The sequence below is a fragment of the Nocardia sp. bgisy134 genome, from assembly GCF_965341865.1.
GTDB lineage: Bacteria > Actinomycetota > Actinomycetes > Mycobacteriales > Mycobacteriaceae > Nocardia.
Genome location: NZ_CBDQZP010000011.1, coordinates 56737 through 76525, shown reverse-complemented (window position 1 = coordinate 76525; position 19789 = coordinate 56737). Strand labels below are relative to the sequence as shown.

Genomic DNA, 19789 nt, shown 5'->3' with positions numbered 1-19789 from the left:
CGAGGAGTAACTGACATGACCTTCACCATCAACGAACAGCAGTTCCTCGCGGAGGCCGGGATCGGTCGGCTGGCCACGGTGTCGCCCGACGGCGTTGTGCAGAACAACCCGACCAGCTATCGGGTGAACGCCGACGGCACGATCGACATCGGGGGCATGCGGATGCGTGCCAGTCGAAAGTACCGCAATGTCGAGGCGGGCAGCCGGGTGTCGTTCGTCATCGACCAACAGGTTTCATTGGAGCCATACGTGATTCGCGGCATCGAGATACGCGGCACGGCCGAGGCGCTCGATGACGAGGAGCCACCGTTCCAACACCAGGAACGTGCGGTCATCCGAATTCACCCCGAACGGGTCATCTCCTGGGGCATCGACGGCGGATCCTTCGACTTCACCAGTCGCGGCGCCGAGTCGTTCGATGGCCAGTGAACGAGAACGGGGGCATGTGTGGGATATGTTGTTGCCGCGCACCATGGGCCGCTGATTCGCAGGAAAGCCCGCCGCTCACAGCCGACTACCAGACTCGTCGCACCGCGGTCACAGCACTGCGGCCTTCGATAGAAGGCGTGAGTCACCGCGACTCACGCTCCGAGAGAAGGGATTCCGAGTGCTTTCCAAGACGAACATGCGCCGAGGAGCGGTCCGGGTCGCCGTGGCCGGTGCCCTGGTGACGATTCCGATGGCCGCCGTGGCCGCGACGGCCAGTGCCGAAGCGCCCGCCGATACGCAAGTCACGCAAGTGTCGGAGGGCATCGCGCTGGACGACGTCAGCCGTCCGCATCCGGGGCCCCACGAATTCCCCGGCCACCCTGGCCCGGGCGGACCGCGGGTGGAGTTCCGCGGGCCGGACCCCGGCTTCCCCGGCCCAGGCCCCCGCATCTTCCGGCAGGCGCTCCCGCCCACCGGATCGTTCGGCAGCAGCTAGCCCCACAGCCGTAGCAGCTGTCCGTCCCACCTCGAAATGCCGAAGGCCACCTCCCGCTGCGCCGGGAGGTGGCCTTCGCTGCGGCCGCGCTCACCCGACCTTCACCCAGAGGCAATGTCGCGGTGGCCGTGGAGGTTTGGGCAGCTGGTTCGAGCCGGAGGAGCTACCCGCTCGAGCGTTGCGTAGCCTGCTGGCTCCCAGGTCGGTTTGCCCCCGGGCAGACCACGCCTACCGTTCTGCCCAATCCTGATCAGGCCCAGGGCGCGCAGGACAGCCCAGCCACGGGCCCGGGTGATGGTCGCTTCGTCGGCCTGTCCATAGGCGTCGAAGAACCGGCTCGCCGCTGCGGCAGGCAACAGGATCCAGGCGGCTGAAAGATCGGTCGCGGGGTCGCCCGCGCACATTTCGCCGAAGTCGATCACCCCGGCGAGCAACCCGTCCCGGAAGATCACGTTCGCCGGATGCAGGTCACCGTGCAGCCACAGCGGCGCGCCCTGCCAGACGGGCGCTGCTACCGCCTTCTCCCAGATTTCCCGCGCACTGTCAGCGCTCGCGTGGTCGGCAATGACCTCGAACCCGATGTCGACCCCGTCTTGCAATCCGGCCAGAGGGATGCCGCGCGTAGGGTTGGCAACGCGCCCTGCCCCGCCAACTCCACCCGCGTCACCGACGGCTCACCCAGACGAAGCACGACCGGCCAGAGCACGCCCGCAGAATCAACCGCCGTCAGGTGCACAACCTCCGACATCCGACTCCCATCATCGCCGAGGATCCTACCTACGCCGAGTCCTCGACCGAGCCCGCCAAGTGGGGCCGAACTCGCCGGTAGTCATGCAACCCGTGGCCCCTAGTCGGCCGAACTCATGGATCGGTATGTCGGCATGATCAAGTGGTGCACATCGAGCGTGTCAGTATCGTCGACTACGACCCGTCGTGGCCTGTGCAGGCGGCAGAAGCGATTTCGGAGCTGTGCGCCGTGTGGCCCGACCTGTTGAGCGAAGTCGAGCACATCGGTTCGACCGCGGTCCCCGGCTTGGCGGCAAAGCCTGTCATCGACCTCATGGCCGCGGTTGTCGATCTGACCGAGGTGCAAAACCGAGAGACCGAACTCGCGGCACTGGGCTATCGGCGCCACCGCAACGGCATGAAGGACAGGATGCTGTATGTGCGAACCCGCGCGGGGGTTCGGACCCATATCCTGCATGTCGTCGACCTCGTGAGCTGGCCACATCGAAATCAGCGCCTACTGCGCGACTATCTGCGTGAACACCCGCGAGACGCTGCGCGGTACGCCGACCTGAAACGTCGCATCGTGGCCGCGGGCATCCCACCGCAAGATTATGCGCGGGCGAAGACAGGACTCATTCAAGAACTCACCGACCGAGCACGCGCAGAGCGAGGGCTGCCACCGATCCCAGTCTGGGAAAAGTGACCGAGTAGCACCGCCCGATCATCCGCCCGCACCCGGAACAGCGCACCGCGCGGTGCCTCGCCAACGATCGTTCACGAGACCCTCTACTCGCGATCAGCATCCCGAGTGCCAGCACGGCGCACTCACTGCGGCCGGCATCAACCGCATCGTCGAAGGTGTCCACGAGGCGACGACATGATCTGATGGATCAACGTCCAGCAAGGGGAGGGCCACATGAACCAGTTGCCGATGCTGTCCGCCGTCCAGATCGCAACCGACCGGGTCCTGCTGCGCAAGGCGCGCGACGCCGATCGGGAAAGACTCATCGAGCTACGCACCGACCCGGAGGTCGGGACCTACATCGGAGGCCCGCGTCTGCGGGAGGATGTCGAGCAGTTCCTCGACGCGATCGGCGGCACAGCCAACGCCACCGCCACTCCCGGCACCTTCGTCATCGCCGACAAAACCACCGACGACCTCCTCGGAACATTCGAGCTCAAACGGCGCGCCGCCGACCAGCCCGGTCATGTCACCGAAGACGGCGAGGAACTGGAACTGGGTTACCTGATGCGGCCCGACGCCTGGGGCGCGGGACTGGCGTTCGAAGCCGCCACCGCCGTATTACGCTCAGCCGCAGACGAACTCCCCGACCAGCCGGTCCTCATCGCGACCCAGACGGCCAACAAACGCTCACTCAGACTCGCGGTCCGCCTGGGATTCCAGCCCGTCAGCACCTTCGAATGGTTCGACGCCGAGCAGTCCCTGTGCCTGGCCAGCCTGCACTCGTTCAAAGCCTGAGGTCTGCGACACGCCGAGCAGGTGACATCACTTTCCACCGACACAACGCGACCCCGAAGCCGGTCGACGACAACAGGATTCACCGACAAACGACATCGACATTCACCTCCTAGCCAGGTCGGGGAACATTCGCGAGAGTCACGCTGACGAGTTACCGCAGATCGTGACTCCACCATCTGCGGCAACTCTCGTGTCGACTCGGCTGAACACGCCAGGGCATCTGCACCGAGACTATCTGCGGTAGACGATGTTCCGAATCGATCGGATGGTAGGAATCCCTGTAATCGGATGCGAGCTTCTCGGTGACTTCTGGTCCGCCTGGACCCCACGGGCCGGTCAGTACACGTTGGCGGTGCAGAGCACTTCGCTGATCTCCGTTCCCGACTTGTCCGCGGAACCGACATTGGCCAGCATCGCCGGCGGGTGGTACTGGGCGAGGCTGGCGTAGGCATAGGCCAGCGCGGTCGAGCGGTCGGGGCCCGCACCGGTGCCCACCGCGTCATCGCTGTAGACGAGCGCGCCGCAGCCGTCCGACCAGTCCACCAAGACGACGCAGTCGGAGGCGCCGTCCAGACTGCACGCGGCGATCGCCTCGTCGACGGCCTCGTCGCGGCTGAACGCATCGATGCTGGTGCTGTAGCTCCAGTCCTCGGCACTGAACGCGATCGCCCCGTGGAGACCGGCCGCATTCGCCGTGGCTGCACCGATCACCGACCCGGTCGCAAGACCCACTGCCGCGACAGCGACGGCGGTCTTACCCATGAGCTTCATCAAGCACTTTCCTCTGTGAACATGAAGGGCGGATATGAACCCGACGAATCATGGCGGATCACTATCCGATTCGCCCAATTCGACTGAAGGATCACACTGCCCGCCGACGGCTATCGGGTCGGGAGCATCAGCTGGAAATCCGGGACAGCCGTAGCCGAGAAGCGATCCGGAGATCCCAACAGACCGCCTGCTCGGCTTGCCATGCGGATCGCGCGAGCAACACCTTCGCCGAAACAGCAAGGCGCGGATCGACGGGTTCAAAGCGTCCGACAACGCGTTCATCACTGTGGATTCATGGGTCGGCATCGTTCGTCGAAGCTGGATAGCGATGGCCACGCCGGCCAGCTCACCACCGAGACTGGTCACCAAATGTGTTGCCGGCCTGCAGCAATGGCGAGGTAGGCTGTGGCGGCAATGAGGAGTCGCGACGAAATCACGCACCGCATCGATCAGGTGTTCACGGGCTCGATGCCGCTCACCGAGGACGAACTCGCACCGCCGAGCATCGATGCGCCCTACGTCATCGCGCATTTTCACGGCCGCTCGCGGGCGGACATCGACCGCTCGAGCTTTCTGCCCGGCCTGCACATGGAAGACTTCGCGTACATGACCGCGCAGGCCGTCGAGTACTACCTCCCGGCGGTGCTGAAGCTGATGCTGATCCAACCGTCCGACTTCGAGCTCTGGATCCATCTCAGCAGCTTTCTCGGCAGTGCGCGACGAGACGACGAGACGACCCTGCGCGGCCTCCGCCCCGCACAGCACGCGGCGATCGCGGACTGGCTCGAACTCCTGTCCCGCGAGATCGACGAGGGGTTCGGGGTCGATCGCAAGGACGCCGCGAAACTGGCACGGCTCTATCGGCAGCTTGCGAACGCCGCGACGTAGCCAGGCGCTCGCGCCCGCCGAGTTCGGCGGATGGTGCTGCGCTCAAATGCTCAGCGCATCAACGCTGTTGAGGTGTCCACTGTAGACCTCCGCGGGATTGCGGTAGCCGTGGATCTTGCGGGGCCGGTGGTTGAGTTCCGCGGCGATCGCGTCGAGGCCTCCGGGATGCTTCCCGACCGGTGTCCGACCCCGCGTCGAGCTCGCGTTAACCGAGGACCGGGAAGTTCGATCGGAACATGTTGTGCGGGTCGCGAACTCGCTTGAGCTCACGTAGGCGGGCCAGAGTCGTCTCGTCGAATGCCTCGGCCGCCCGTTCCCCCGGGGCGAGGAAGGTGAGTGGCTTGGTGGCACCGATGTGGCCGCGCAATTCGCCCAGGATCTCGCCCTGCCGAGCCAGCACCGCGTCGGTGAGATGTGGAAGTCCGAGGCCGAGCAGATTGAGAACGAACGGCTCCCCGATCGGGCCACGCGCGCCCGGGACCACTGCCGGTTCGGCGAAAGCACCGCCCAGGTGGCGGATTTGGATGACCGTGAGCGGGGCGACCGGGCCGTCGATCAGGAGATCGGTGACCGTACTGCCGAGGTCGCTGAGCAGGGCGCCGCGACACAGCGCCGGGCTGGGATCGGTAGGCTCGGCACAGATATCGCCGACACTCGCGACCGGCAACACGCCGCGCGTGTCGAGCACCGCGCCGCCGAGGGTGTCCAGGGCGGCGAGCAAGGACTTACCCTCGGCCGGATCGCCGAGATGGGCGGCGTCGATGCCCACCATGGGCGGCGCGTCCGGGAACTGGACCCGCTGGAACCAGAGGGACAGCGCGTCGGGCGCGGTCGCGGCGAGAGCGACGAAGGCATCGAATACATCGCGGGTCCGGTCGCCCGGCCACAGCACCCGGCCGCCGTACAGACCGGGGGCCGCGAACAGGTCGAGCTCCAGCGCGGTCACTATCGCGAAGTCGCCGCCGCCGCCACGCAGGGCCCAGAACATTTCCGGGTCGGTGCCGGGGTCGACGCGCGCGGCATTGCCGTCCACATCCACGATCTCGAAGGCGCGCACTGCATCCGAGGCCAAGCCGTGCGCGCGGCCGAACCAGCTGAGCCCACCGCCGAGGACATAACCCGTCACCCCGACCACCGCGCTGCTGCCCGGCAGGCCGGTGAGTCCGTGCGCACCCGCCGCGGCCTGCACCTGCGCCCAGTTCGCGCCCGCACCGACCCGCGCCACCCGCCGTTCGGCATCGATTTCGATGTCGTCGAGGCGACCGGTGCGCAACAGGATCACACCGTCGACGTCGCCGGAGGCACCGTGACCGGTGGGCTGGGTCGCGACGGTGAGTCCGGCCCGCCTCGCGTAGCCGACCAGCGCCGCCACATCGACCGCATCCAGGGCCTCGACCACCGCAGCCACCGGCTGCGCGACCGTCACATTCCACGGCATGGCGGCGGCCTCGAATCCCGCATCCCCGGCCAGCAGCACCCGGCCCCGCACAACCTCGCGCACATCTTCGTAGCGCACCTTGGATATCCCTTCTCCACACTGCGCGCCCCCACGACGCGCTCTCTCGTAATTGGGCGGCGCGCCGAAAGTGTGAACACGCACCCGAAATCCGTGATACACAACACATCTCGCGACCGGCATATTCGCGCTGTCGATGGTCAGCGGTCGGACTTGCACTCCGGCTCCCACGGCAGATGCAGCGAGAGCGGGGCCGGTACCACCTTCCGCGTCGATTCAGCCTCGGCGGCGGTCCGCGCATGCTCGACATCGGGTTTGCCCGCGATCAGGTCCTGAATGAACATCTTGGCGCGGCCACTCTGACGAGTGCGACCTCCAAGCAATGGCCTGAGCGCCCGCCCGAGGCGTACCCTCGTTACACCAACGGACCCGGAGCCGGCAATGGATATGCACCTGATTCGACTCGGCATCCTGCTGTTCCTGCTCGGCCTGCTCACCGGACTGGCCGTGCCGAAACTGAAGAACCCGCGAATGGGCTTGTCCAGCCACCTCGAAGGAGCCATGAACGGCACCTTCCTGGTGATTGTCGGTCTGATCTGGTCGCGGCTCGAGCTGTCGCACGCGTGGTTGATTGTGACCTTCTGGCTCGTTGTGTACGCCGCATACGCCAACTGGTTGGCCACGCTGCTCGCAGCGGCCTGGGGTGCCGGGGCCCCGCTGATGCCGATCGCTGCGGCAGACCGCATGGGTAGCGCATCACAGGAGCGCGTGATCCGCATATTGCTCATCTCAGTGGCAGTGTCCATCATCGCCGGGTGTGTGCTGATCCTCGTCGGCCTCACCCTCTGAGTTCCGTGAGGGACGAAGCGCGGCGGCGCCGAGCTGGCTCACCGTGTACGTGATCGAGCTGCGACGGAACGCCCTCAACGAGGACACCACACTCCGCCGAGAACTCGCGGTCTACTTCAACTAGAACGAAGCCTTCGGCGAAGCCGGTGACGAGCAGTCCGAGCAAGATGCACACGATCCGCCCACGCCTGCGCACGACTTCCTGAAGGTCACCGCGTCCTCGCAGGGCATGACGCCCCGTACTGACGGCCGCCACAAACCTGGTGGTTCCGGACGACGGTGCTGTGACAACGGCCAGTGAGATTGGCTCGCAACCGCTCGGGGGATAATGGTGGTGTCGGGTGTGGCAGATTTGTATCCGCTCCGCCTTGCGACCGGCCAATGCGGTCTCCGGCATCCGTGCCGAGCCGGATAGGTGCGAACAATGAGTTCCAGGTCCGAATTGAGTTCCAGCGCCTCCGGCGGAGGTCGGTCGGCGAACGGAATCGAACTCGGTGCGGTGGCCGCCTTCGACACCGCCTGGGAAACCAGCGCGCATCCGCCCGAGATCGCCGCGTACATGCCCGATGAGCGCACGTTGCGAGTAGCCGCGCTGATCGAATTGATCCGGGCGGATATGCGGCATCGCTGGCTGGGCCCGAGGCGGCAGGCGTTGCCGGTGGGCGAACAGCCCGCACTGTGCAAGAGGCTGATCGACTACTGTGCCGAATTTGCGGAACTCGATGTGCGCAGCATTCCGGCCGGGCTGGTGTTCGAAGAGTTCGCGATCCGCCGGCGCAGCGGCGAGCGGGTGGATCCGCGGACCTACCTGCAGGAGTATCCGTATCAGGCAGATGAGCTGAGCGAGATGCTCGACGCGGACGGCGAGGGCCAGAGCACCCGCCGTGCGACACCCGACGACTCCTCGGTGATGTTCGCCCTCCCGGACCGCACCGTGGCACAGGGCAACGTCACCGTCGGCGCGGACGAGACTCGGGATACCTCCGACTTCACCGCATCGATCGGCACCGCGCCCGGCATCGACGAGACACTCGACCGCATCGATGTCGGTCAGCGAATCGAGGATTTCGATCTGCTCACCAACCTGGGCAGCGGAGCCTTCGCCCGAGTCTTCCTGGCCCGGCAGCGGTCCCTCCAGCGGATGGTCGCGGTGAAGATTTCCGCCGACCACGGCACCGAACCGCAGACCCTCGCGCAGCTGGACCATGACTACATCGTCCGGGTCTTCGACCAGCGGCTGCTGGCCGGCGCGACTCTCGGCGGGGCTTCGGCCCGGCGGCTGCGATTGCTCTACATGCAATTCCTGCCCGGCGGCACACTGCTCGACGTGCTGCGCTGGGTGCGCACGACCTCGCCCGCCGAGCGCAGCGGGCAACTGCTGCTGGACGCGGTCGACGCGGCGATGGAGGAGAAGGGCGAGATCCGTCCGACCGATTCCAGCATGCGCGCCGAGATCGCGGCATTGAGTTGGCCGGAAACCGTTGCGTGGCTGGGGCGCCGGCTCGCCGAGGCGCTCGAGTACGCGGACGCGCGCGGGGTGTTGCACCGCGATGTGAAGCCGGCGAACGTGCTGCTCACCGCGGAGGCGGTGCCGAAACTGGCCGACTTCAACATCAGCTTCAGCCGAAACGTCGAGGGCACCAGCCCCGTTGCGTACTTCGGTGGCTCGCTGTCGTACATGTCGCCCGAACAGCTGGAGGCCTGCCATTCCCGTCACCACCGCGACGCCGCCGACCTGGACACTCGCTCCGACATCTACTCACTGGGGGTGGTGCTGTGGGAATTGCTCACCGGAGCGAAGCCGTTCGACGACAGTACTGCGGGCGCGGACGGACGCAGCGACGAGACGACCCTGGAGGCGATGCTGGAGCGCCGGCGCGGTGGGGTGCAGGCGCAGGAGCGGGTGCCCCCGGAGTGCCCGGCCGCGCTGCGCCGCGTGCTGCTGACCTGCCTGGCGCCGGAGCGCGAAGCACGCTGGGACAACGGCGGACTATTGGCCAAACAGCTCCATGTGTGCCTGGACGAGCGAGCTCGGGACCTGGTCGACCCGCCCGCACGCAGCTGGCGGCTGCGACTGCGGCCGTGGCTGATTCCGGTGCTGGTGCTGGCCGTCGGGCTGCCGAATGCGATTGCCTCGTTGTACAACATCCAGCACAACCAGTCGCTGATCACCAGCCGGCTCACCGCGGACGCGCAACACGCGTTCCTGGTCGACCGGGCGGTCATCAATGCGGTGTTCTTCCCCTTGGGCACGGCTGTGATCATCTACCTGGCCCGGTATGTGATCTCGGTTCCGCGGGGACTGCGCAAGGGCAGAAGTTACGACCCGCAAACACTGCAACGGGCCCGCGCCGATGCGCTGGCCCTGAGCGAACGGATCGTGGTCGTGGGGTTCTCGCTATGGACAGTGTCCGGCATTACCTTCCCGATCAGCCTGCAACTGGCAGCAGGCCACATTCCGGCAAACGCCGTCGTGCACTTCCTCGTGTCGCTGGCGGTGTGCGGCGGCATCGCGGTGGCGTACCCGTTCTTCCTGGTGACGTTCTACGTGGTGCGCAGCATCTATCCGGTGTTCCTCCAACATGGGGACATCAGCGCAGAGGATGTCGGGTGGTTGCGCCACTTGGACCAGCGGTGCACCGGCTACCTGGCGATCGCGGCATCGGTGCCGTTGCTGACGGTGGCCGGCGCGACATTCCTGCCGCCGACGGATATTCCAGCGGTGATCGTCGCGGTCCGCGTGGTCTGCGTCGGCGGAATCGTCGCGTTCGTGGCCGCCTACCTGCTGTTCCGCGCGCTGGAGGCCGACCTGCGAGCCCTGGAGCGGGTGATCGATCCGAGTGGTGTGCGCCTTGCGGCGGATAAACGGGCGAAACGCGGATCGACCAACCACAGTCCCCTCTCACGTGCGCGCTGGCACTTCGTCGCGCACTGAGCCCAACGGATCGCCAGGGCAGTCGGCGCACGCTCGAGCCTGCCGCGAGCCAGCTGATTCCTTGCGCGGTCCCACCCACATCCAGTCGGCGACCTCCCCCGGGGAGGCAGGGGACTGCGCGGCATCGACCCTAGCGTGCGTTCTGCCTCGGGATGCCGCCTCGGAGGAGTTCATGCGCCGAGGGTGTGTCTGTGGTGAGCCAGAGTCGAAGTAGATGCCGTCGGCGAACGGGGTCGTCATGATCTGTGTACTGTTCGCGCGAGTGCAGCACCGTGCTGTTGTTGAGCAGCTGAATATCACCTGGATGGAAGTCCATTTCGATATAGAAGGCCGGATCGTTGGCGATGGTCTCTACCAGATCGAGCGCTGCTGACTGGTCATCGGTGAGCCGGGGCGCACTCGAATGGTGTTGCGAGTCACGGATGTACCAGGCGATGAAGAAGAGCCGGGGCACCCGGTTGATATCAGTGAACGGCGCGAGCTCGAAGAACGGTGCTTGCCCCGGGCTCTCCTCGCCGTTGCGTGACCATGGCATCGGCTGGTACATGACGTCGACCAGGTGCGGGGCTCGGCGCAGCATCTCGTTGTAGACGGCGTGCGCGCTGACGATCTTCGACTCGCCGCCCGTCTTGGCCGGATGTAGACACAGCAGTCCGACGAGGTCGGATCCGTCGCTGTGGAAGTCCTGTCGCAGATTGGTCCGGTACTTACGCACGCCGGGTCCCGGCGTGATTCGCTCGTCGCGGATGTGCGTGATGATGCTGGCGTCGCGGTCCTGCCCAACGGGTTGGCCGAGCAGTGTTCCCAGTCCGAGGTATGCGTGTTCGATCTCGGGTTCGGTGAGTGCGTCGGTCGGGAAGTTACGCAGCCGGAGAAACCCCGGTCCGTCGTTGAGCAGATCCGTCCAACGGGCCACCGCGGGGCCGAACTGGTGGGACAGGACTTGGCTCGCCCCGCCACGACCGTAGTCGATCAAGGCTTGCCGGTCATCGGCGGACAGGTCGAAGGACCAGGTGGTCTCGTCGGGGAAGTCGGTCGGCGTCCACACCGACGACGAATCGGTTGCAACGAACGTTCTCATAGAACTACTCCTTCTCGATGATGCTTTTTATTTGCCTGTAATGCCCCGCTACGTTCAGCAGCAGAAGACCAAGCCGCCGCGTAACGCCTCCAACGCGGCGATGTGAGCCCGGTGGTCGGCAGGATCGACATGAGCCGGATCCTCGCAGCGTCTCGAGCCGCAGTACCAGCGACGTCACGTGGCTCGTGCCGGCGCCCTGCGTCGAGAAGCGTTGTGGTGCAGCAGTTTGTCGACGACGTAGGCCGCGTCGCGGCCGACTCCGCGCAGTGATGCCGACGACAGCGAGCGCTGCCATTCCAGCCCGACGTAGCCCAGCCCGCGGTGGGTGGTGGACAGGCCGCGGCGCTGCCGTGGCGTACCTGTCTCGTCGCACGCAGCCAGGTGGGTGAGGTAGTCCACGGCGGGTCGGTAGCCGGTGGCGAACAACAGCGTGCCGACGCGTTCTCGCGAGCCGTCCGGCCACACCACGGTATCCCCGTCGATGCGACCGAACATCGGTCGCCGATCGGGCAGCCCAGCGCGCAGGGCGCCACGGTAGCGACCCTCATCGAAGACCGGGGCGGTGGGCGCACGCCGCAGCCACGGCCCCACGGGTGCAGTGTCCACGCCGGTGACGGAGTACCAGAAATGCATATCGCGGCCCAGCGGGCGCTGCGGCACAAACCTGACCGGTGTGCGGCTGGCGATGGTGACGTCGGCGACCTCGGCGAGTTCGGCGCCGATTTGCACCGCCGAGTTCCCGGCTCCGACGATCACGATCCGTTGCCCGGCGAAGGCACGGGGCTCGCGGTATCGGCTGGCGTGCAACAGCTGTCCGGTGAATGTATCGAGCCCGGAAAGTGCTGGGGTGTAGGGGTTTCCGAAGCCGCCGGAGGCGGCGATGAGGATTGGTGCAGACAGCTGCTCGCCGTCGGCGGTGGTGACCGCGAACAGGTCCCCATGCTGCTCGACAGCGGTGACATGGCAACCGGTGCGAATTCCGACGTCGAGCCGGTCGGCGTAGCTGCGTAGGTAGTCGGTGACCTCGTCGCGGTGCGGATAGCGGTCCGGGTCGCCGGGGAAGGGCAAGCCGGGCAGGGCGCTGTAGCGGGCGGGGCTGAACAGGGTGAGGCTGTCGTAGTAGCGCGGCCACGACCCGCCCGGTTCGTCATGGGCTTCCAGCACCACCGGGTGCAATCCGCGCCGCCGCAGCGCCCATGCCGCGGCGAGACCGGATTGGCCGGCGCCGATGACGATGGCGTCGTCGGGTGTCGGAATACTCATCGGTACGACTGCTCCGTCGACGATGCCGAGAATTGCAACCCGTGCTCGAGCAGGTGCGACGCCGCGGCCGGCCCCTGCGGTCCGGCACCTACTACCACAACAGGCATATTCGACATCTCCAACTCCTCGTATCGACCGCTATCGATGCATCGACGAACTGCTCAATCGTCTCCTGCATGCCGTCACGCCGACACCACTCCTTGGGTGCGGAAATCCCCACCCCAGCGGGAACCAGGAATCACCCGCGGGCCACTCGGCGCCTGGGGCTACCCCGGCTTTCGGCCGATTGCTCGACTTGTCGTTCGATTCAACCTCCCGCTTGGTCTGTGGTGACCGGTTGTTCGGCGGGTTTGCCGAGGTCGGGGCGTGGTGCGGGCACACGGGCTCGGACCCTCGGCCGCTGTGACAGTGAGAACCCGCGCCAAGCGCAAGGAATCGGCGGGCACGTCGCTCGGAATCCCCGATCGAGCTTCCGGCCCCGGGCCCGAGGTGCGGTCACGCGGCCTCGGGCCCGCCTCCGAAAGCTGTTCGGCCGAAGCGGTATTCACGCCCACCGGCGGATTCCACCGTGACACCGGAGTTCGAGAAGGACCAGAGCGTGGACGCCGAGGCGGGCTCGGTCGGAGCGGCAGCGCGCCGAATTGTGGCGCTCGCCGCGGGTGTGGTTCTGGTGATCAGGGGTTGAGTGGCCGCTCGCTTCAGCAACGCTCGAGTTCGACCTGCTCGGCCTCGCGGGCAACGACTTCTGGACGTTGCGGAGCGAACCAGGTTCGGTAGAACACGACAGACAGTGCGGTGAGAATGCCGAGGATCGCGATGCCGAAGGGGACCGGGTAGGTCGCCATCGGCATCGCGAAGTAGCGGATGCACAGCAGCACTCCCGCGAACGTGGCGATCCCCATCGCCACCACCCGCACACGCGGACGGTCCCAGCCTCGGTCGGGGTCGCGCAGGGCGGACTCGATCGTCAGGCAGAGTGCGGCGCCCGCCACGAGGTCGACGCCGTAGTGTGCCCCGAGGCCGAGCGTCGCGATGAGAGTGCACACCAGCCAGAAAGCACCGCCCCAGCGCAACCAGCCAGGCCCGCGTCGTGAGTGGATGAACAGCGCGAGTGCCCACGCCGTATGCAGCGACGGCATACAGTTGCGCGGTGTGATGCCGTCGAAGGGCATCGATTCGACCGAGGCGGGAAGCGCCGGAACGAGATTCGGCCAGACGTCGGCGAGTTCCATGCCGTGCCCCTGCGGTCCGAACGCGAGCACAGGCCCCACCACCGGGAAGATCACGTAAAAGATCGGGCCGATGAGGCCGAGTACCAAGAACGTGCGCACCAAGTGGTGCCGCGGCCACGAACCCGTGGTCACACCGCGCAACTGCCAGATGGCGACGACGATGGCCGCCACCGGAAGCTCGAAGTACACCCAGCGCACCAGCCCCACCGGTACCGGCCCAGCCAGATCGAGCGCATGCCCGACGACCCAGGACGGATTGCCGAGCGCTCGATCGGCCAGCTCCACATACGGGTCGAGGACCTGCGGACAGGACCAAGCCGTGATGTCCAACCAGATTTCGCCGACCTTCGTCGCGAGGATGAGCAGCGCTCCGAGCGCGATCGTGTGCAGTGCCGTCTGGCGTCGCACACCGCTCCACCGTAGGGCGGCGATCACCGCCAGCGCCGTCAGCACAATCGTCGGTCCGTTGCCGACGGTGAACGGCCGACCGTCGAATGTCCGAACCGCCACGAAGATCAGATCGATGGCGACCGCGGCGGCGAGGGCGCTCACCCGTACCCGGACAGTGACACCGATCAGTGCCAGCAGGAAACCCGCCCACGGTGTCGTCGCCGACTTGGGTGTCCCGGCGTAGTCGCGAAAGAGGCTGGTCAATGGGCCGAGAGCATGGATGTGAACGGCCATGAGCTGACCCGCGACAAGCACCAGCACCGCGGCGGCAATGCCGCCCCACACCACGAACGGCCGAAATCGACGCTCCTGGAGTCGCTCAACTCCCGCTGGCTCCGGGGGTGAGGTCGAACTGCCGTGCGCGTCGTGAATAAGCATTCGGACATCGTAAATACGCCGTGAACACGGCTTGACGGGGCACTTAACGCAGACCGACATCGGGCGATCGAGTACGAAAACTCATGCGCGCCTGCCGAAGCCCATCACCGCACGTCCCGGGGCCGGGGACGTGTGATCGGCTCCCGATCCGTGGACAGGTGAGCGCCGGGGCGGCTGTGTGCAAGGAGCCTTCGCGAAGCTTGGGGTCCGCTCGGTCCGATCAAGCGGGGTAGGTGTGGATTTCGGCGGCTTCGAGGGAAGCCCAGAGGCGGGCGCCCGGTTGGATGCGGAGTTCGGCGACGGTCGCGGGGGTGAAGTCGGCGAGGATCGGTGGGCTGCCGTCGAGGCGGACGCGGGTGGTGTGGGCGCGTTGTTCGAGTCCGGTGACGATGACGGGCCAACTGTTTCGCTGGCTGCCGGTGGGTTGGTCCTGGTGCAGGCTGACGGCGTTCGGTCCGCCGAGGCGCAGGTACCGAGGTCGACCACGCCTACGACGACCCGAGCCGGGCCACCCGCCAACTGGGCAACACCGAGGCGATCGCCCGGAGACACCCCCGAGACCGTGCCCTACAGCAGGGAGGTGCTCGAACGATGGGCCAGAGGTTGGTGAGCAGCCAAAATGTGACTTACCTGTGGAGTGGTCTCGAATCACAGCCGTGGCATTAACAACAGAAAACCCCTTCCGACCTGGTCGGAAGGGGTTTTCTCTGTCGGGCTGACAGGATTTGAACCTGCGACCACTTGACCCCCAGCTGCGGGAATTTGGCATTTGCGCACGTGCAAAACGATGTGCCGCAGCTATTCTCGCGCCTTATGCGCTAGTCGTTCACTACCGCGCATTCCGTGTGGTCCCAATTCGGTCCCAACCCTGATCCGGCATACGCACGCAAACTCGTTGTCTGCCAGCATAGCCGATGGAGGCCGTCCAAATCTCGCTCACTGAATCAGGCTCACCAATCACAGACGTGACCGCTCGCGCCGACATCGGACTGACCGCCGGTAGCCTGTGCGGTTCTCGGAGGTCGGCACTGCTCGGCAGAGGTACGAAACCTGGCGGCCACCGCATTGTTTCGACTTGCGCGACGTCCAGGTTCAAACCGGACAAGCCCGACGAGATCGTGCACTCCTGCGCGGCCTGGGGTGCACGGGGGTTGCGTCGCAGGTTCGAGCCCTCGGCGGGGCACCACAAGGATGGGACCGGCGCTGAACAGCGATTTTGCTGGGGAACGCTGACGATCGAAGCTGGATTCGGATATCCGAAGTCGGAGTGATCTCATCCGCTCGTTTCGGGCAGGACGCGCAAGTGTGGGTTGCTCAGGCCACCTCGTCTTCGATCAGCCCATACGGTGGTTGGTCGGCTCGTCGTGAGAATCGGGCGACGATGTCGTCATCAGCGGTGGCCGGTGGGGCGTTGTCGACGACGAGGATTTGAGCGCCTTCGCCTGGCCCTGTCAGCCAGTCGTGTAGGTGCTTGTAGAAGTCCGTCACAGCGACGCTGTCAGCGAATTCGGCGTCACGGTCGCCGCCTTGGCCGAGGTTCTTCTGCGGGCTGTCGATCATGAGGAAACCGGGATGTGCGCTGCCGGTTTCCCAGGCGATTTCGAAGACGGCCAAGATCCAGGCTAGGGAGATCAAGGTGCGCGCGCCCGATGAGGTGTGGATATAGCTTTGGCCCCGCATGTGTGGGACGAGGTTGTTGTCGATGAAAGCCTGTTCGAGTTTGGGGAACCGCCAAGACAACAGGATCGCGGCGTATCGATCGCTGATGCGGTGGATGACGTCATTGCGGTCGGGTTGCACTGTGGCTTGGTCCAGCTCGCCGCGGAGGGCACGTAGGGCGTTTTCGAGTCGTGTCACAGCCATCGCGCGGCGGTCGAGGCTGTCGAGCATCTTGATCGCTGTTCGTGCTCGTTCCAGGTTGGTGGCTGCGGCTTGTTGTTGACGCATCAGGTCATCGCGTTGGCTGAGGAACGGGCTGACGGTCTCGTTGGTGGCCGAGTCGACTGCCCGCGCGAGTTCGGCCTCGGCGGCATCATCTTCCTCGGCTGCGGTCCGCAGGTTGCCTAGCTCTGCGTTGAGTTCCCCTACGTATTGAGTGATTTCTGTCAGACGGTTCTTCGTTGCTCTCAGTTCCGACGAGACATCGAACTTGGCCTCCGTTACAGCGCGGTCAGAGCCGGTGTGGGTTGCCGGGGCGTTCCCGTTGTGGGCGTTGTCCGGTTCGACTTGATCGGTTTGCTGGGTTGTGACATCGGAGGTGCACAGTGTGCAGTGCCCTTCGGCGATATGGGGTGCATCCCGAAGAGTGGTCAGGCACGCCGGACACACCTTGACCAGAAGCGGGTCGAACAGCATCCGCGCTTCGGCGAGCATCGTGAGTTTGGTGATGTCGTCGGCGTACTGAGCGCGTAGGGGGATGAATCTGCGTAGTTGTGTCTCCCGGTCACGGAGCAGGGCAGCAGAGCGTTGCGCGCGGCGCGCGGCGTCGCGGTGCCGCGCGCGCAACTCGGTAGCGAAAGTTGACGCGGCGCGCACCCGACTATCCAGATCACTGAGCGCGCGGATCGTTGCTGCGAACGCTCTCTCGGCTTCGTCGCGGGTCAGTTCGAGTTGTATACGAGTGCCGAGTTCCTGCTCGTCGAGGAAATTCTGGGCCGTGAGGTGCTCATTTCGCGCGCGGCTCAGCCGCGTTTCCAACTCTTTGATGCGCCGACCGAGTTCGACCGCTTTGTCGTCGTGAACCCCGAATACCACGTCCACAACCTGGCGTAACTTGAACCGTTTCATGTGGGCGCTTTTCTCGAACAAGAGGTTCTTGTCGTCGAGGCGTTCGTTGGGCATGAAGCACAGCCACAGCAGGTCTCGGATACTCAGCGGGTCGGTACCCGACTCAGCCTGCTTGGGTGCTTCTCGCAGCTGGACTCCCTCCAGGCCGCAGTAGGAAAGCAGCAGACTGGACAGACTCTGGGGATCGCCGACGGGTTTGAGCACACGCTTTTCCATCGGCGGCGTTTCTATTTCGCCAAGACGTCCTGGCCGGACGAAGGCGGCGGTCGAGGGTTCACCAACAGCGCGCTCGATGACGTGTGGTTGGCCGCTGAGTTCTACCTCAAGCAATGCTGACCTGACTTTGCGCAGGATTTCGGGGTGCTGCGGGTGGCTTCCGGTACCGAGGCAGTAGGCGATGAACTCCAGTACGGAGGACTTGCCTGTACTGAACGCCCCAGCGATCACTGAAAGGGCCTTCGGTCCTCCCACCTCTTTGTCCTGGAAGTCGACCTCGTAGTCCCGATCGATGCCTTTCAGGCGAAGTCGTAGCACTCGGATGCCCCGCTTCTGACCCGGTTCCTGCTGTGTGCTGGGAGCTGGCTCTGCCTCGGTCTCTGCTGGCTCGTCTGTCGTGCTCATGTGATCTGTCCGTCGACAGAGTTTGACGCTGCCGTGCTTTCGAGCTGCGGCTCGATCTCTCGGCGGTCATGCATCAGGTCGACGGCGTCGAGGAGGTTGAGCGCTTCAGGTCGTGGGCCGTTGGCTTCTACGGTGGTCCATGCACGGACTGCTTCGCGAAGTCGCTTGTCGCTCAAGCGTGCCAGCTTGCGGATGAGGAGGTCCGCCGACAAGCGGTAGGAACGTGCATAAACGGCAGTGAACCTTCCTGCGAGATCCTCCCCTGCCGGAGTGACCAGATATAGGACGTGTTTGTCGACGGTGGGCGCGACCAAGCCGTAGGCGATGAGCAGCGCCAGATCGTGCTGGAGACGTTCTCGGCGGGTGGTGAAACGGTGCGCCGGGCTCGCGTAGCTGAGTGCACGACCATCGAAACCGGCCAGCAGAAGGCGTTTACGATCTGCGTCGTTCTCGTCAGTGAGCACGAGAAGTGGGTTGGCGACCAAGAAGTCGTAGCAACCCAACCGTTCCAGCGAGATACCAGGCTGGCGCAGATGTTGCAGCGAGGCGAGCAGAAGAAGTAACTGCGCAAGGCGGAAGACGACGTCGTCCTCGGGCACGACGACCGGTGTGGGACAGGTGTCCTCGGCGAGAACGTGAGGTGGCGTCATGACGTCTCCGTCGCAGTCGATGTGGACGCGCTGGTGGTGTCAGCGGGTGGCTGAGTTTCGTCGGGACGCTCATGTTCGTCGGCGACCTGACGCCAGTGCCTTACCCACCCCGCCCTGCGGTTGTCGACCACGCGATGCATCAGTCCGCAGGTGTGTACAGGACCGCCGGGGAGGCCAGCCCCCAAAGTGGCGTGCTGCGCCCGGATTTCGCCCATCACTGACCTGTGCAAACCAGGCAGATGTGCACCTTCGTGGGTTTGGCACGCCTCGTTGAAATGATCCTCCCACAGACCGTTCACCACGGCGTCGGCTGACGAGAGTGCTGCGACTTCGCCGGGGACGCCCTTGTCCACAATCTCCCGTGCCATGAGTTCGGCGTTGAAGAACTGTTGCTTGGACGTCGTGACCTCAACGTGGCCAGCTTCCCGCAGCTGGCGGACGAACAGAGCCGTCTCCAACCGATCAGCATCCTCGTCAGCAAGGCCAATGACTTCAGCACAGGGCCGCGCCAGCTGAGCTGGCTCGTAGTAATACCTGCGCACCGCATTGGCATCGGGCGAGATCAGCAAACTGCGCAACTCGGTTTCGTCCCACAACTCGATCACGATCTGAAACGCGCGTTCCTGCTTTTTCTTCCAGGTGTCCCACCATTTCGTGGTGGGAGCATCCATGCTCGATGGAACGCACAGGATCCACTGTGTCAGGGTGAACCCCTCCTTGGCGGCGTTTTTTATTACCGAGCTGAAGGATTCACGGATCTGCGTTTGATGGTTTTTGGTCGTTTCGGGGAAAAAGTACTTCGACTGCCACACCGTCACCGCCCCGCCAAGATCCCCGACGAAGACATCGACGCCCCAGTCGCCTGGATTCGCCGCAACAACCCTGGGCGGCGCTACCACCCCCGGCCGGACTGCTTTGACGAGCTGACCGATCATCTCCTCGAAGTCCTGCCGGGCACCATGCGTGTTTGCTCGAACCTGATGTGCAGCGAAGTTGATGCGTGCCTCGCCAGCAGGCACTCCAGCGGGTGACGCTTCGGCCGTTGTGGCTGTGCCCTGAGACATCGGCAGTAACCTCCCCCCGGTCGGATGAGGCGCTCGGTAGACATCGCGCCGTTCGTCAAGCCCATCGAGTGATCAGTACAGCACGTTACCGGCGATCATCGATATGAAATCGACCCCTGCACGGCACGTCATGGTGTCACCAGCAGCGAGAAGGGCCTTGCGTGGCACTCTGTCGAGCGGTGCGCGATAGCTTGCCGCGTCGGTCAATGATCAGCTGGCGATGACCTTGT

At 65.2% G+C, this 19789-nt stretch carries 18 protein-coding genes; 7 read left to right on the top strand and 11 right to left on the bottom strand.

Annotated elements, in window-relative coordinates; translation table 11 throughout:
- Positions 1-15: 15 nt before the first annotated feature.
- The gene (locus ACRWNM_RS20295; protein ID WP_431969614.1) at positions 16-429 is read left to right on the top strand and encodes a PPOX class F420-dependent oxidoreductase; all 414 of its coding nucleotides are present in this window, start codon (positions 16-18) and stop codon (positions 427-429) included.
- Between the two features lie 178 nt (positions 430-607).
- Positions 608-925, top strand: coding sequence for a hypothetical protein (locus ACRWNM_RS20290; RefSeq protein WP_431969613.1), 318 nt, complete (start codon positions 608-610; stop codon positions 923-925).
- A gap of 101 nt (positions 926-1026) precedes the next feature.
- On the opposite strand, the gene ACRWNM_RS20285 is transcribed toward ACRWNM_RS20290, so the two are convergent.
- Complete coding sequence (locus ACRWNM_RS20285) at positions 1027-1524, bottom strand: phosphotransferase (RefSeq protein ID WP_431969612.1); 498 nt, start codon at positions 1522-1524, stop codon at positions 1027-1029.
- 293 nt (positions 1525-1817) lie between these two features.
- Here ACRWNM_RS20285 and ACRWNM_RS20280 point away from each other — a divergent pair, with 293 nt between their 5' ends.
- Together ACRWNM_RS20280 and ACRWNM_RS20275 are read left to right on the top strand one after the other, a co-directional pair.
- A complete protein-coding gene (locus tag ACRWNM_RS20280; protein WP_431969611.1) occupies positions 1818-2357 on the top strand; it encodes a GrpB family protein in 540 nt (179 codons plus the stop codon).
- Between the two features lie 213 nt (positions 2358-2570).
- On the top strand, positions 2571-3134 hold the full coding sequence (locus ACRWNM_RS20275) for a GNAT family N-acetyltransferase (protein WP_431969610.1): 564 nt from the start codon (positions 2571-2573) through the stop codon (positions 3132-3134).
- Positions 3135-3470: 336 nt separating this feature from the next.
- Here the strand turns inward: ACRWNM_RS20275 and ACRWNM_RS20270 are convergent, their stop codons facing one another.
- Positions 3471-3905 carry a DUF4189 domain-containing protein gene (locus tag ACRWNM_RS20270; protein WP_431969609.1) on the bottom strand — a complete coding sequence of 145 codons (435 nt, stop codon included), beginning with the start codon at positions 3903-3905 and terminating at the stop codon, positions 3471-3473.
- A 414-nt stretch (positions 3906-4319) separates the two neighbouring features.
- Between ACRWNM_RS20270 and ACRWNM_RS20265 the strand changes: the two genes are divergently transcribed.
- Complete coding sequence (locus tag ACRWNM_RS20265) at positions 4320-4793, top strand: hypothetical protein (protein ID WP_431969608.1); 474 nt, start codon at positions 4320-4322, stop codon at positions 4791-4793.
- A 205-nt stretch (positions 4794-4998) separates the two neighbouring features.
- Here the strand turns inward: ACRWNM_RS20265 and ACRWNM_RS20260 are convergent, their stop codons facing one another.
- Complete coding sequence (locus ACRWNM_RS20260) at positions 4999-6309, bottom strand: FAD-binding oxidoreductase (protein WP_431969607.1); 1311 nt, start codon at positions 6307-6309, stop codon at positions 4999-5001.
- A 140-nt stretch (positions 6310-6449) separates the two neighbouring features.
- Complete coding sequence (locus tag ACRWNM_RS20255) at positions 6450-6593, bottom strand: hypothetical protein (protein ID WP_431969606.1); 144 nt, start codon at positions 6591-6593, stop codon at positions 6450-6452.
- A 97-nt stretch (positions 6594-6690) separates the two neighbouring features.
- On the opposite strand from ACRWNM_RS20255, the gene ACRWNM_RS20250 reads away from it, so the two are divergent.
- Both ACRWNM_RS20250 and ACRWNM_RS20245 read left to right on the top strand, forming a co-directional pair.
- Complete coding sequence (locus ACRWNM_RS20250; RefSeq protein WP_431969605.1) at positions 6691-7098, top strand: hydrogenase; 408 nt, start codon at positions 6691-6693, stop codon at positions 7096-7098.
- A gap of 424 nt (positions 7099-7522) precedes the next feature.
- Entirely contained in the window at positions 7523-10033 is a 2511-nt protein-coding gene (locus tag ACRWNM_RS20245) for a serine/threonine-protein kinase (RefSeq protein ID WP_431969604.1), read from the top strand.
- Between the two features lie 130 nt (positions 10034-10163).
- Here ACRWNM_RS20245 and ACRWNM_RS20240 read toward each other — a convergent pair whose 3' ends face one another.
- The 7 genes from ACRWNM_RS20240 to ACRWNM_RS20210 all read right to left on the bottom strand — a co-directional run bounded on the left by ACRWNM_RS20240 (position 10164) and on the right by ACRWNM_RS20210 (position 19559).
- Positions 10164-11114, bottom strand: coding sequence for a TauD/TfdA family dioxygenase (locus ACRWNM_RS20240; RefSeq protein WP_431969603.1), 951 nt, complete (start codon positions 11112-11114; stop codon positions 10164-10166).
- A 174-nt stretch (positions 11115-11288) separates the two neighbouring features.
- The gene (locus ACRWNM_RS20235) at positions 11289-12377 is read right to left on the bottom strand and encodes a flavin-containing monooxygenase (protein WP_431969602.1); all 1089 of its coding nucleotides are present in this window, start codon (positions 12375-12377) and stop codon (positions 11289-11291) included.
- Positions 12378-13075: 698 nt separating this feature from the next.
- On the bottom strand, positions 13076-14437 hold the full coding sequence (locus ACRWNM_RS20230; protein WP_431969601.1) for a DUF5933 domain-containing protein: 1362 nt from the start codon (positions 14435-14437) through the stop codon (positions 13076-13078).
- Positions 14438-14657: 220 nt separating this feature from the next.
- On the bottom strand, positions 14658-15206 hold the full coding sequence (locus ACRWNM_RS20225; RefSeq protein WP_431969600.1) for a TOBE domain-containing protein: 549 nt from the start codon (positions 15204-15206) through the stop codon (positions 14658-14660).
- A 545-nt stretch (positions 15207-15751) separates the two neighbouring features.
- Positions 15752-17845 carry a hypothetical protein gene (locus ACRWNM_RS20220; protein ID WP_431969599.1) on the bottom strand — a complete coding sequence of 698 codons (2094 nt, stop codon included), beginning with the start codon at positions 17843-17845 and terminating at the stop codon, positions 15752-15754.
- Positions 17842-18495, bottom strand: coding sequence for an ABC-three component system middle component 2 (locus ACRWNM_RS20215; RefSeq protein ID WP_431969598.1), 654 nt, complete (start codon positions 18493-18495; stop codon positions 17842-17844). Before ACRWNM_RS20215 ends, ACRWNM_RS20220 begins: the two co-directional genes overlap by 4 nt.
- A complete protein-coding gene (locus tag ACRWNM_RS20210; RefSeq protein ID WP_431969597.1) occupies positions 18492-19559 on the bottom strand; it encodes a hypothetical protein in 1068 nt (355 codons plus the stop codon). Before ACRWNM_RS20210 ends, ACRWNM_RS20215 begins: the two co-directional genes overlap by 4 nt.
- Positions 19560-19789: the final 230 nt, after the last annotated feature.

What these genes read in the sequence shown, in the direction of transcription:
- ACRWNM_RS20295 (WP_431969614.1), top strand. Translation starts at nt 16, where the DNA reads ATGACCTTCACCATCAACGAACAGCAGTTCCTCGCGGAGGCCGGGATC.
- ACRWNM_RS20265 (WP_431969608.1), top strand. Translation starts at nt 4,320, where the DNA reads ATGAGGAGTCGCGACGAAATCACGCACCGCATCGATCAGGTGTTCACG.
- ACRWNM_RS20255 (WP_431969606.1), bottom strand. Translation starts at nt 6,593, where the DNA reads ATGTTCATTCAGGACCTGATCGCGGGCAAACCCGATGTCGAGCATGCG.
- ACRWNM_RS20240 (WP_431969603.1), bottom strand. Translation starts at nt 11,114, where the DNA reads ATGAGAACGTTCGTTGCAACCGATTCGTCGTCGGTGTGGACGCCGACC.
- ACRWNM_RS20235 (WP_431969602.1), bottom strand. Translation starts at nt 12,377, where the DNA reads ATGAGTATTCCGACACCCGACGACGCCATCGTCATCGGCGCCGGCCAA.
- ACRWNM_RS20250 (WP_431969605.1), top strand. Translation starts at nt 6,691, where the DNA reads ATGGATATGCACCTGATTCGACTCGGCATCCTGCTGTTCCTGCTCGGC.
- ACRWNM_RS20230 (WP_431969601.1), bottom strand. Translation starts at nt 14,437, where the DNA reads ATGCTTATTCACGACGCGCACGGCAGTTCGACCTCACCCCCGGAGCCA.
- ACRWNM_RS20210 (WP_431969597.1), bottom strand. Translation starts at nt 19,559, where the DNA reads ATGTCTCAGGGCACAGCCACAACGGCCGAAGCGTCACCCGCTGGAGTG.
- ACRWNM_RS20275 (WP_431969610.1), top strand. Translation starts at nt 2,571, where the DNA reads ATGAACCAGTTGCCGATGCTGTCCGCCGTCCAGATCGCAACCGACCGG.
- ACRWNM_RS20225 (WP_431969600.1), bottom strand. Translation starts at nt 15,206, where the DNA reads ATGCCAAATTCCCGCAGCTGGGGGTCAAGTGGTCGCAGGTTCAAATCC.
- ACRWNM_RS20220 (WP_431969599.1), bottom strand. Translation starts at nt 17,845, where the DNA reads ATGAGCACGACAGACGAGCCAGCAGAGACCGAGGCAGAGCCAGCTCCC.
- ACRWNM_RS20245 (WP_431969604.1), top strand. Translation starts at nt 7,523, where the DNA reads ATGAGTTCCAGGTCCGAATTGAGTTCCAGCGCCTCCGGCGGAGGTCGG.
- ACRWNM_RS20215 (WP_431969598.1), bottom strand. Translation starts at nt 18,495, where the DNA reads ATGACGCCACCTCACGTTCTCGCCGAGGACACCTGTCCCACACCGGTC.
- ACRWNM_RS20270 (WP_431969609.1), bottom strand. Translation starts at nt 3,905, where the DNA reads ATGAAGCTCATGGGTAAGACCGCCGTCGCTGTCGCGGCAGTGGGTCTT.